Genomic DNA, 11,179 nt, shown 5'->3' with positions numbered 1-11,179 from the left:
CGCTATTCTAATACTGATTGCAGGCGTGATTCTGAGGGCCATAAATTTCTTGAGTATTATTTAGAATAATTATAAATAGTTTGTTTCTTTGTAAAAAATGAAACTCCATGAAATTCACCATCAAGACCTTATCTATTCTATCGATTTCCCTTTTTGCAGGCCAGGCTGTTTTAGCTCAAACTGCCAAAACGGAGAAAAATCTGGATGCCAAATCTAAAACCACGTTTTACAGTCTGACGGAAGGAAAACCGGTAAAAGAAGCCGAAAACTGGGATCTTGCATTCAACAATACCACGATCAAACTGAACAGCAAGCATAAAGTTGCCGGCCAGGTATTAACCAATACCAGCTTTGATAAAGTTGTAAAAGCAACGGAAAGCGGCTATAAAGAAGATACACAGAGCACAAGTGTAATCCCAACCGGCTCCGGAAAGGGCTGGTACAATTACGATATGGCCACTCATGCCTTAACGCCAATCGAGGGAAAGATCTTTTTGATCCGCACTGCAGCAGGAAAACAATATAAAATTCAGGTATTGAGCTATTATTTTGATGAGCTGGACTACAATGATACCGGTTTTTACACCTTCAAATATGCAGCGATCAAATAACCAAAAGACAACGCTTAAATGAGAAGGATACCAGCCATAAAAACGGCCTTTAGCTTTCGCTAAACCCTTAACATTGATACAGAAATGACCGGAATGCTACATAAATATTATCCTGCGTACGGTTATTTCTTACGTATCTTTGTGCCTAATGGAATACAATGTTCACACTTTGCCAAATGGCATCCGATTACTTCATGTCCCTTCTGCATCTGCGATTTCCCATGCCTGCATTATTGTAAATAGCGGGTCAAGAGACGAGCAGCATGAAAAAGCTGGTTTGGCTCACTTTATTGAGCACTTAATCTTTAAGCGCACAGAGAAAAGAAATACGAATCAGATCTTAAACCGGCTGGAAAGTGTGGGTGCGGATTTAAACGCATACACCACCAAAGAATATACTTGTATTCATGCCTCTTTTCTAAACCCTTATCTGGACAGAACTTTGGAGCTTTTCCATGACATCGTGTTCCATTCTACCTTTCCGGAAGACGAGATGGACAAGGAAAAGAGTGTCATTCTGGATGAGATCACGTCTTACCTGGATCAACCGGAAGAAGCGATTTACGACGATTTCGAAGATCTTGTATTTGCAGGTCACCCACTGGGCAGGAATATCCTCGGCAGTCCGGAAACCGTCAACAACATCAGTCAGGCAGACATCCATGAGTTCATCAAAGAAAACTACCATACCGATAAGATCATTGTTGCCGTTTTAGGGAATTACAGTCTGAATAAACTGATTAAAACCGGTGCTAAATATTACTCGGAGATTCCGGAAAACCTTCATAAAGACACCAGAATCGCACCTGAAAAAGCGCCTTTGGCGAAGGTCATCTTTGAAAAACCGATCATGCAGGCTCATGCCATGTTAGGCTCTCAGGCTTATTCGTTGCACCATCCTTATAAAACAGGCTTGTTGTTACTGAACAATTTGCTGGGTGGCACAGGAATGAGTTCGGTTCTGAATTTACAGATCCGCGAGAAATACGGAATTGCTTATACCATTGAAACGGGCTATAGCCCGCTGAGTGATACCGGCATCTTTACCTTATATTTTGGTACAGACAAGGAAAAAGTAGATAAAGCCTTATCTCTGATCTTCAAAGAATTTAAGAAGATAAAAGACCATCCGCTAACGGAAGTCCAGCTTCAAAAAGCTAAGAATAAGTTCATCGGACAAATTGCTTTAGGCGAAGAAAACAGGATCGGCTTGATCATATCCATGGCTAAGAGCCTGATTGACTACAACAAAATTGACGATTTACAGACAGTTTTTAGCAAAATTCAGGCAGTAACGACCACTGATATGGCCAATATTGCCAATGAAATCTTAGATGAAAGTAATCTTAGCGCCTTAACCTTTTACCCTTTAGCGTAATATTTGTATTTTTGCATTATGAAATTACCCATTGTAGCATACGGCGATCCGGTACTTAAGAAAGTTTGCGCTCCTATAGACGAGACTTATCCGGATTTAAAACAATTGATCAGCAACATGTATCAAACCATGTATAATGCTCATGGAATTGGTTTAGCTGCCCCTCAGATTGGCTTACCGATCAGGTTATTTATTGTAGATACGGGAGTAGATGAAGAGGAGAAGGAAGGCTTCAAAAGTGCTTTCATCAATGCAGAAATCCTGGAAGAAACAGGTGAGCCCTGGGCTTTCAACGAAGGTTGTCTGAGCATTCCTGACATCAGAGAAGATGTAATGCGTAAGCCTAACATCCGCATCAGATACTATGATGAGAACTGGGATTTACAGGAAAAAGAACTCAATGGCATCCTTGCCCGTGTAATTCAACATGAGTATGACCACATTGAAGGCAAGCTGTTTACAGAAACTTTAAGTTTATTGCGTAAGAGAATGCTGAAAAGCAAGCTGGATGCGATCTCTAAAGGGAATGTGAGAGTAGATTATAAAATGCGTTTCCCACAGCAGAATAGAAGGCGTTAATTCCCTTCACTTCTGCTTTTATCACCTTTGAATATGGATTGCATCAACTTACCCCATGCGAATGGGTTTAAAAGCGGGTTGGTTTGCACCATATTCTTGTTTAAAGACCTATCGTGATTTAAACGGAAATTGATTCCGGAGATCTCTGAAGCATCTCTTGGCAGGGTTTGTATACGTTCCGTAATACTTTCCTGAGAAAGATTCCTGATGGCGATTGAGAAATCATCATCAGCAATCTTCATGGCCATAAAATCCCTGGTAAAGTCCTCTACCGTAGCCCACGGGTAAACCCTGACTGTAGGCAGATTTACAATCTCCGATTTTAGCTTAACCATCGCTGTATATTTACTGTCGTCGATTTGTGCAGGAATTGCCTGTAACACATCTCTGTACCCTACAGCAGTATATAGAATGGTATCACCGGGATGTGCGATAAAAGAGAAATACCCTTTAAAATTCGCTGCATACCGCTGGCCTTTATTTGTTAAATTGGTCACCGTTACATATGGCACCACTGTATTACTGTCTACGTCGGTGATAATCCCGCTAAACTGAATCAACTTTTTACTTCCCGGACTTTCCTGTGCGAAAGCCGTACCCATAAAAAGAAGTAATAATAAGGTGAGTGAATACTTCATATGCAAAAATAGCTGTATTAATTAAAACGGCTAGTTAAATAGTGTTAAAACGATTATACCGGTTCTGCAAGGTTAATAGCCACAACAGAAGTGATTTGCGGCACTGCTTTCATGATGGCTTGTTCGATTCCTGCTTTCATGGTCATGAAGCTCATTTTACAAGATCCACAGTTTCCTAATAATTTCAATTTAACTACATTGTCCGCCGTAATCTCTTCTATAGCCACATCCCCGCCATCAGCAATTAAATATGGTCTGATCGAGTCTAGTGCCTGCTCTACTTGTTGTGTTAAATCCATTTTATTAATTTTTTAAAGTATAAAAATAGTAATTTTTTAGCAATTAACGGTCAGTGCATTGTTAATTGCCACCTGTTGTGCCACCTTTCCTGCAATTTCCGCAAAGACAGTTGACATTTTGCTGGACAGGTCTAATGCAATCGGAGCACCGTTATCACCAGCAGCGGTAATACCCTGAACGATTGGTATTTCCCCTAAGAATGGTACATCAAATGATTTTGCCAGTTCCTTACCTCCGTCTTTACCGAAAATATAATATTGGTTCTCAGGTAATTCTTCAGGTGTAAAGTAAGCCATATTTTCGATTACACCTAATACCGGAATATTAATGCTTGGCATTTTAAACATGGCCAATCCCTTTCTCGTATCCGCAAGGGCTACCTGTTGAGGTGTGGTCACAATTACAGCGCCTGCAATCGGGAAACTTTGAGTAATGGTGATGTGAATATCGCCTGTGCCCGGAGGTAGGTCAACAATCAGGTAATCCAGCTCGCCCCAATCCGCATCATTGAATAATTGCTTGATTGCATTCGAAGCCATTGGTCCTCTCCACGGTACTGGCTGATCCGGATCTGCGAAAAAGCCTAATGACAATAGCTTGATGCCATATTTTTCAATAGGAAGAATCAGCGTTTTTCCATCTTCAGTTTCTCTGGCACTCGGTTTTGCACCTACCAGGCCGAACATCGTAGGTACTGAAGGGCCATAGATATCGGCATCAATCAATCCTACTTTTGCGCCGTCAGCAGCCAAAGCCACCGCCAGGTTACTCGCAACAGTAGATTTTCCGACTCCTCCTTTTCCGGAAGATACCAGCAAAATATTGCGGATAGCTTTCAGCTGAGTGGTATCCATAGGCTTGGTTACTCTCGAAGTGATATTGATCTCTACTTCAGCTTCCTTGCTTACAAAATGCTTTACCGCATTTAAACATGCATTTTTCAGCATATCTTTCATCGGACATGCAGGAGTGGTTAATTCCAACGTGAAACTTACCTTCTTATCTTCTATTTTCAAATCCTTGATCATGTTCAAAGTCACCAGATCTTTTTTAAGATCAGGGTCTTCAACATTTCTCAGAGCGGCTAGAACTTGTTCTGGACTAATTATCATTAGCCAAAATTAACAAAAGACGGCCACAATTAATTGACTTTAGGCTTTTTAAGTGTAATTTTAACACGAAATAAACATTTGCGTTTAACGTTTAGCAATTATATCTACTTTACCGTATGCAACTTCCCAAAATTAACATCCCCAAAAAATATATAAAAATTGGTGCCTGGGTGTTTGGAGTTTTTCTTTTGATTTCTGTTATTGTAGGCGGTATTGCCTATAGTAAAAGGGACGCTTTGTTACAAAAAATGATGGCGAAAGCCATTGCTAAAGCCGATAAAGACTACAGCCTGGACCTTAAAATCGGGAGCTATGGTTTCAGCGGACTGAGCACCGTGCACCTCACGAATATCTCTGTGGTGCCAAAGGACCGCGATACACTGGCAACTGTTGATGATTTCACGGTTGGTGTAAAGCTATTCCCGCTGATCTTTGGAAATGTGAAGCTGTCGGAAATCATCCTGAATAAAGGAACCTTAAATGTGGTATTTAAAGATTCGCTGAGCAACCTGGATTTCTTATTGAAACGTAAAAAGAAAGACACAGTCAGCACCAAAAAATCAGACCTTGCAGATCTCGCACATAACCTTTTGAACCAGGTTTTATATAAAATTCCTGATCATATGGAGCTGAAAGACCTGATGCTCCGGATCAATGACAATGACACTGCAAAGCTGAGCTTTTTAACTACTACAGCTACTATCAGCGATGGAGATTTACAATCAACCATTAAAGTGAACGATAATTATGCGACCTGGCATGTGAATGGTTCCGTATATCCAGGCAAAAAACAGCTGGATGTGATGCTTTTTGCCGATCACAAAAAGGTAGACCTTCCTTACCTGGAAAACAGATTTAAAACGAAGTTCAGCTTTGATACGGTAAGGACAGAAATGAAAAGTGCCGATTATAGTGGTGATGATTTCAAGATTAAAGGATCATGGGCTGTAAAAAACCTATTGCTGAACCATCCGAAAGTTGCTTCCAATGATATCGTTATTGCGGATGCAAAGATTGATGCCGATATGCGCATCGGTCCGAATTATATAGCCCTGGACAGTTCATCAACCGTGTATATTAAAAATGCAATGGTTCATCCTTACCTGAAATATACACTATCTCCGAATAAAATTTATGAGGTAAAATTACAGGCTCCGGAACAGGATGCACAGGGAATGCTGAATGCGTTTCCGCAGGGATTGTTTGAGTCGCTGGACGGTTTGCAGGTAAGTGGTAAGGTAAAATATGCGCTTAACTTTTACCTGGACAGCTCAATGCCGGACAGTGTGAAATTTAACTCCGGACTTACGCCGGTAAATTTCAAAATCCTGAAATGGGGCAAAACAAATCTTCAAAAGATCAACAAAGACTTTGTTTATACACCTTATGAACGTGGGAAGCCAATGCGTGACATCATGATCGGTCCTTCGAACCCGAACTATACACCACTTTCCCAGGTGTCCAGCAATTTCAAAAATGCGATCCTTACTTCCGAGGACCCTTCGTTCTTTACCCATAAGGGATTTGTACAAGAGTCTTTCCGCAAGTCTTTTGCCGTAAATTTCAAGGAGAAGAAATTTGTCAGGGGTGGCAGTACGATTTCTATGCAGCTGGTAAAAAACATATTCCTAAGCAGACAAAAAACACTGGCCAGAAAAGCAGAAGAGATTCTGATTGTATGGCTGATAGAAAATAACCGCCTGATTAGTAAAAACAGGATGTTGGAAGTCTATTTCAATATCATCGAAATGGGATCTAATGTATATGGTATCGGTGAGGCCACACGCTATTACTTTGGAAAAAGACCTTCAGACCTGAATATCGGTGAAGGGATATTCCTGGCCAATATCGTTCCGCGTCCAAAGATTGCTTTGTTTAAATTTAAAGGGGATGGTAGCCTGAAAGATTACCTACACCCCTACTTTAAATATATAGGAAATATCATGGCCAATCGTGGTTTAACACCTAGAGACAGCAGTGCATACGGCTTCTATAATGTCCAATTGAGGCCTGCATTAAGACAGTATTTATTGCCTGATACGACAGCAGTAGATACTTCTGCCTTCGATAATGACGATCCTCTTCCCGCCATAGAAACCAATGATGAGTCTAAAAGCTTGTTCGACCGGATTTTTGGTGGTGCAAAAAAGGATACGACCTCCAAACCCGCCATCAAACCTGATAGTGTTCAAAAGACGAAAAAGCAGTTGAGACAGGAAAAAAGAGAACAGAAGAAGCGGGAACAAGAGTTGGAAAAACAATTGGAGCAGTCCAAAGGAAACGGTTAAAGCTCCAAAAAGAAAAATATGAACACGATTAAAGTACTAGATAAGGAGTTCAATATCCTACTGGAAAATGACAACATTCTGAAACGTACCCGCTTGATTGGTATACAAATGAATGTTGATTATGAAAACCGCTGTCCCCTCTTTATCGGGGTTTTAAATGGTAGTTTTTTATTTATGGCCGACCTGGTAAAAGAGATTACAGTTCCCTGCGAAATGGCCTTTATCCGCGTTTCCTCTTATAAAGACACAGAAAGTACCGGCGAGATTAAAGAAGTATTCGGTTTACCGGAGAACCTGAAAGGTCGCGATATTATCATTGTCGAAGATATTGTTGATACCGGTTTTACCCTGAGTTATATCCTTAAAGAGATCTACAAACAGGCACCAGCTTCTGTGAGCGTTTGCTCCCTTCTGCTGAAACCAGACGCCCTTAAAGCGCCTATTGATGAGCTGGAATATGTCGGCTTTGAGATTGCCAATGAGTTTGTTGTAGGCTACGGTCTGGATTATAATGGCCATGGCAGAAACCTTAACCATATCTACACGGTTAAAACTGTTGCAAGCCCTTTACCTTAATGTTATATTTTTTTATCACTTTTGTAGAAACTAATACTCCCCATCACCAATGACCATACATAAAGAAGGTTACACTACCATTGCCGTATCATTGCTGTTCATCTTTGTATTGAACGCTTTCATCGATTATAAATTTGCAGACATTACCTGGTTAACCTGGTTCGTATATATATTATCATTTGCCCTGTTTGTTACTGTTTTACAGTTTTTCAGGAACCCTAGCAGACAGTTTGTTACTGCCGACAACAAAGTAATTTGCCCGGCAGATGGTAAGGTTGTCGTGATTGAAGAGACTGAAGAAGGTGAATATTTCAAAGACAAAAGGATTCAGGTGTCTATTTTTATGTCTCCGGTAAACGTACATATTAACAGAAACCCCATTTCTGGTGTAGTAAAGTTCTTTAAATACCATCCTGGTAAATACCTTGCCGCATGGAATCCTAAGTCTTCTACCGAAAACGAACGCACAACGGTTGTAGTTGAGCATGCTAATGGTACTCCGGTGTTGTTCAGACAGATCGCCGGTGCCCTTGCCAGACGTATCGTATGGTATGTGAAAGAAGGTGATCAGGTTAAACAATCAGAAGAGTTTGGTTTTATCAAATTCGGTTCAAGAGTGGATATCTTTTTACCACTTGGGACTAAGGTTAATCTTCAACTTGACGAAGTTGTAAAAGGTGGTATTACTGTGTTAGCAGAGTTGAGCTAATTAGTACTATCTAAAATATTTGTACGACGTTCTATTATAGAGCGTCGTTTTTTTTGTGGTTATTTTTTTTTTGTCAGGAGGCAGCTCAATAGGGTCCAGCCAAAACTTGAATAGCGAATAGCCAGGGCTAAGTAGAGTTATTGAAGGTCTAAAAATCAGCCATCACTCTTCATCGGCTGAAAGCTTTGCGTTGAAGGAACGCAAAACCTTCTATGCCTCTTCGGAGAATGACTGATTTTTGTGACTAATTAAGGTTCTGTAGGAATTTGCAGTAAAACAAGAATAGCTATCGATTTACAGGACTAGAACATGCATTTACTGTCCTTGATATTGTGTAGGATTTAAGAAAAAAAGGAGGCTAGTTCTTTTCAGACACTCGAAGGTTTGCCCATCAGCAAAAGAACGTTTATACCGCAATTAACCAAGTCAGACTATAAGAGGTCATTTAATCTGGCTCGGGTCGCTAAACGAGGCCTAAAGCAGTGGTAGAGGCAAGGGATTGCGGAGTTATTGTTCCGGAGTGCTTTACTTGTAATTTAAATGGGATAGAATTGGAAAATACCCGCGTGTTTTTCGTTCGGGATATGTGGATTTTTTCAAAACTTTATAGACACCAAAATGTAGCTGGCCGATCTGAAGGATCCGCTCATTGTCTCCGGCCAGGGAATGGCCATTGATTACCCCGCATAAGGGCGCCATAAGTCATTGTACTCCGTAACCGGAATGACTTCATGGGTATTTCATACAAATTTCCGCCTTGGCGTAAACTGTTCTGTCACCGTTACCGGCAGCATGATCATAGAACGAATTAAGCCTCCCTTAAGCCTTTGGCCCAGGTGGTTTATCCTTTCATTCAAAAAGAATTTCAGCTCTTTTACCTGAATTTTAAAAGGTTTTCCCTGGTATCCCTGATTGAGGTATCGGGCGTAAATCACCTAAAGGTAATTGAACACGCATACCTGTTTAATGTAACAGGTACATTAAACCTAACAGATCACAATAAATGCAAAATGGATACTATGATGCGGCTTTGCAGAAATTAAATACGGCAAATACAGCACAGATACAGAAAACACCTCTTTCAAGAAGAGAACAAAAAAACCTCCCCGATTGGGATCGGGAAGGCTATTATGCTTTTTGACTAGATGAGATTAAACTCTTCTAGATTTGATACGAGCTGCTTTACCAGTTAATTCACGTAGATAGAATAATTTCGCTCTGCGAACCTTACCGTGGCTGTTAACCTCTATTTTAGCGATATTAGGCGAATTGATAGGGAATATACGTTCCACACCAATACCATTAGACATTTTACGAACAGTAAACGTTTCATTAGCACCTACACTATTACGTTGTAATACTACACCTTGGTAAATTTGAATACGTTCTTTATTACCTTCGCGAATTTTATAGTGAACACTCACTGTATCTCCTGATTTGAATGCAGGAAACTCATTTTTTGCGATTACCTGCTCTTCAACAAATTTTACTAAATCCATGATTTTAAGCTATTAAGCCGACTTTTTGTTGTTTAAAATCGGACTGCAATATTAGGAATTATTTTTTATAAATGAAAGCGATTTCTGTTTTTTTCCACATTCTTTGACATTTCCACATTCCATTCTTTGGCATTTCCACAATTAAACGCACTGCAAAGGCGTTTTTGCACTAAAAATTATTTTTTAGAGATTTGACTACCAGCAATGTTGGTAAATTAAATTCCGGCATTTTCCTCCTCAGCGACCTCTTCAGCAATAAGGGTAGCCAGACTCTTCCTTTCTATAGGATAATTGGCGAGCTCACCACGCTCCATTCCGAAAATTCCCTCCAGCAGAATGACCGTCGCATAAGGAATATCAGCCTTCCCATCTAAGGGTAGCTTTCTATAATTGTGAAAGGTATTAAAAGCAATGTTCAGGTATTTAGGAATTAATCTGCTCGCAGCTTTGTAACTCTTAAGATTCAACTTGTTCATCTCTTCTTCAATTTTGTACTTCCTTAGTTCTTCCATTATTTTTTCGGTTTTGTGGTTTAGCAACTGAAAATTTATTTTCGCTGATAATAAATACAATTTATTTCCAATTACACAATTATCACATTGCAATTATAGAAATAAGCGCCGACTAAACATAATTTATTTCTATTTAGCGTACTTATTGTCACTAAAAGAATTCAAAACAGGTGTTTTACCCCCGTTAAAGCATCAGGGACCAGGCATTCCAGATTAACTTTTCAGAATGGGTTGCAGGAAATCTTTAAGATTACTTACCTCAATTGGCTGTGTTCTTAAGCTCCCGGGCTCCATGCCAAAAAGCTGCTCCATCATCACAACCTTTTCATAAGGGATGTCCTGCGTTTCGTTTCCTAAAATATTCCGGTAATTATGAAAAGTATTTAGAGAAATATCTAAAATTTTAGGAAGCGTCTGTATCGCCTTTCTATAGTCTTTCACAGCGAGCTGATAGAGATAATCGTTAATTTTATACTTTTTAGGGTTTTCGGTCATATCTTTATAAAAAAAATAATATTTAAAGTGTATAATTGTCAAATTTATGATTTGAAATATATAATTTACTACAACTAAAATACTTATTATTTTTAGCAATAACATCAAACATTCCTGTTTTTTTATGAGCCTAAAAAATGTAGTTGTCGGAATTTTAAGGAAGAAGAGCGACCATTCCTCTGACTGGCAGGGAAAATGGGTCGTACTCATGACGGAATAAATTGAGTCTGACTTCAGAATCCATCAGACACCGGATATAGCATTGATGGAGAAAATCCCGGAGGTATCCCCGACGATGTTTTTTAGCGAGCCTGTAGCGCCAATCACTGAGCTGGTAGAGAAAAGTATGCACGGTAGCATTAACACTGAGTACAGCGAGGTAAAGCAGGCTCTAATGAGCTGCAAAGAATTAAATGCAGCTTTAAGGGGTCAATTTAAAGATCAAGACAAGATTATTGCCCTTTTGAGTAAAAACCAGTGAG

Annotated in this window: 13 protein-coding genes; 7 read left to right on the top strand and 6 right to left on the bottom strand. The window is 39.8% G+C overall.

The window, feature by feature from the left end; all coding sequences use genetic code 11:
- The first annotated feature begins 107 nt into the window (after nt 1-107).
- The 3 genes from OQX61_RS17030 (at nt 108) to def (ending at nt 2,568) form a co-directional block, all read left to right on the top strand.
- Complete coding sequence (locus OQX61_RS17030) at nt 108-611, top strand: HmuY family protein (protein ID WP_265842995.1); 504 nt, start codon at nt 108-110, stop codon at nt 609-611.
- 148 nt (nt 612-759) lie between these two features.
- Nucleotides 760-1,989: a pitrilysin family protein gene (locus OQX61_RS17025; RefSeq protein ID WP_265842994.1), complete on the top strand. Its 1,230-nt coding sequence runs from the start codon at nt 760-762 to the stop codon at nt 1,987-1,989.
- An 18-nt stretch (nt 1,990-2,007) separates the two neighbouring features.
- The gene (gene def / locus OQX61_RS17020; RefSeq protein ID WP_265842993.1) at nt 2,008-2,568 is read left to right on the top strand and encodes a peptide deformylase; all 561 of its coding nucleotides are present in this window, start codon (nt 2,008-2,010) and stop codon (nt 2,566-2,568) included.
- Here the strand turns inward: def and OQX61_RS17015 are convergent.
- From OQX61_RS17015 to OQX61_RS17005, 3 genes are read right to left on the bottom strand one after another with little or no spacing between them, the layout of a single operon-like run.
- The gene (locus tag OQX61_RS17015; RefSeq protein ID WP_265842992.1) at nt 2,565-3,206 is read right to left on the bottom strand and encodes a hypothetical protein; all 642 of its coding nucleotides are present in this window, start codon (nt 3,204-3,206) and stop codon (nt 2,565-2,567) included. The two genes, def and OQX61_RS17015, sit on opposite strands and share 4 nt — an antisense overlap.
- A gap of 53 nt (nt 3,207-3,259) precedes the next feature.
- Nucleotides 3,260-3,505, bottom strand: coding sequence for a NifU family protein (locus OQX61_RS17010; protein WP_265842991.1), 246 nt, complete (start codon nt 3,503-3,505; stop codon nt 3,260-3,262).
- Nucleotides 3,506-3,541: 36 nt separating this feature from the next.
- Nucleotides 3,542-4,618: an Mrp/NBP35 family ATP-binding protein gene (locus OQX61_RS17005; RefSeq protein ID WP_265842990.1), complete on the bottom strand. Its 1,077-nt coding sequence runs from the start codon at nt 4,616-4,618 to the stop codon at nt 3,542-3,544.
- 116 nt (nt 4,619-4,734) lie between these two features.
- On the opposite strand from OQX61_RS17005, the gene OQX61_RS17000 reads away from it, so the two are divergent.
- The 3 genes from OQX61_RS17000 to OQX61_RS16990 are packed head-to-tail and all read left to right on the top strand — an operon-like array spanning nt 4,735 to nt 8,191.
- Nucleotides 4,735-6,906, top strand: a complete 2,172-nt coding sequence (locus tag OQX61_RS17000; RefSeq protein ID WP_265842989.1) for a biosynthetic peptidoglycan transglycosylase — start codon at nt 4,735-4,737, stop codon at nt 6,904-6,906.
- Nucleotides 6,907-6,924: 18 nt separating this feature from the next.
- Nucleotides 6,925-7,482 carry a hypoxanthine phosphoribosyltransferase gene (gene hpt / locus OQX61_RS16995; RefSeq protein ID WP_265842988.1) on the top strand — a complete coding sequence of 186 codons (558 nt, stop codon included), beginning with the start codon at nt 6,925-6,927 and terminating at the stop codon, nt 7,480-7,482.
- Nucleotides 7,483-7,531: 49 nt separating this feature from the next.
- Nucleotides 7,532-8,191 carry a phosphatidylserine decarboxylase family protein gene (locus OQX61_RS16990; protein ID WP_265842987.1) on the top strand — a complete coding sequence of 220 codons (660 nt, stop codon included), beginning with the start codon at nt 7,532-7,534 and terminating at the stop codon, nt 8,189-8,191.
- 1,151 nt (nt 8,192-9,342) lie between these two features.
- On the opposite strand, the gene rplS is transcribed toward OQX61_RS16990, so the two are convergent.
- From rplS to OQX61_RS16975, 3 genes are all read right to left on the bottom strand, one after another.
- On the bottom strand, nt 9,343-9,690 hold the full coding sequence (gene rplS, locus OQX61_RS16985) for a 50S ribosomal protein L19 (protein ID WP_062546321.1): 348 nt from the start codon (nt 9,688-9,690) through the stop codon (nt 9,343-9,345).
- 215 nt (nt 9,691-9,905) lie between these two features.
- On the bottom strand, nt 9,906-10,202 hold the full coding sequence (locus OQX61_RS16980; protein WP_265842986.1) for a hypothetical protein: 297 nt from the start codon (nt 10,200-10,202) through the stop codon (nt 9,906-9,908).
- 213 nt (nt 10,203-10,415) lie between these two features.
- Nucleotides 10,416-10,697 carry a hypothetical protein gene (locus tag OQX61_RS16975; protein ID WP_265842985.1) on the bottom strand — a complete coding sequence of 94 codons (282 nt, stop codon included), beginning with the start codon at nt 10,695-10,697 and terminating at the stop codon, nt 10,416-10,418.
- A 265-nt stretch (nt 10,698-10,962) separates the two neighbouring features.
- Here OQX61_RS16975 and OQX61_RS16970 point away from each other — a divergent pair, with 265 nt between their 5' ends.
- Nucleotides 10,963-11,178: a hypothetical protein gene (locus OQX61_RS16970; RefSeq protein ID WP_265842984.1), complete on the top strand. Its 216-nt coding sequence runs from the start codon at nt 10,963-10,965 to the stop codon at nt 11,176-11,178.
- Nucleotide 11,179: the final 1 nt, after the last annotated feature.

This window comes from Pedobacter sp. PLR, assembly GCF_026239675.1.
GTDB lineage: Bacteria > Bacteroidota > Bacteroidia > Sphingobacteriales > Sphingobacteriaceae > Pedobacter.
Note: the sequence above shows the minus strand (reverse complement) of the source record. Positions and strands in the feature narration are given on the sequence as shown.

Coding starts and splice junctions, on each gene's coding strand:
- OQX61_RS17030 (WP_265842995.1), top strand. CDS start 108: ATGAAATTCACCATCAAGACCTTATCTATTCTATCGATTTCCCTTTTT.
- OQX61_RS17025 (WP_265842994.1), top strand. CDS start 760: ATGGAATACAATGTTCACACTTTGCCAAATGGCATCCGATTACTTCAT.
- def (WP_265842993.1), top strand. CDS start 2,008: ATGAAATTACCCATTGTAGCATACGGCGATCCGGTACTTAAGAAAGTT.
- OQX61_RS17015 (WP_265842992.1), bottom strand. CDS start 3,206: ATGAAGTATTCACTCACCTTATTATTACTTCTTTTTATGGGTACGGCT.
- OQX61_RS17010 (WP_265842991.1), bottom strand. CDS start 3,505: ATGGATTTAACACAACAAGTAGAGCAGGCACTAGACTCGATCAGACCA.
- OQX61_RS17005 (WP_265842990.1), bottom strand. CDS start 4,618: ATGATAATTAGTCCAGAACAAGTTCTAGCCGCTCTGAGAAATGTTGAA.
- OQX61_RS17000 (WP_265842989.1), top strand. CDS start 4,735: ATGCAACTTCCCAAAATTAACATCCCCAAAAAATATATAAAAATTGGT.
- hpt (WP_265842988.1), top strand. CDS start 6,925: ATGAACACGATTAAAGTACTAGATAAGGAGTTCAATATCCTACTGGAA.
- OQX61_RS16990 (WP_265842987.1), top strand. CDS start 7,532: ATGACCATACATAAAGAAGGTTACACTACCATTGCCGTATCATTGCTG.
- rplS (WP_062546321.1), bottom strand. CDS start 9,690: ATGGATTTAGTAAAATTTGTTGAAGAGCAGGTAATCGCAAAAAATGAG.
- OQX61_RS16980 (WP_265842986.1), bottom strand. CDS start 10,202: ATGGAAGAACTAAGGAAGTACAAAATTGAAGAAGAGATGAACAAGTTG.
- OQX61_RS16975 (WP_265842985.1), bottom strand. CDS start 10,697: ATGACCGAAAACCCTAAAAAGTATAAAATTAACGATTATCTCTATCAG.
- OQX61_RS16970 (WP_265842984.1), top strand. CDS start 10,963: ATGGAGAAAATCCCGGAGGTATCCCCGACGATGTTTTTTAGCGAGCCT.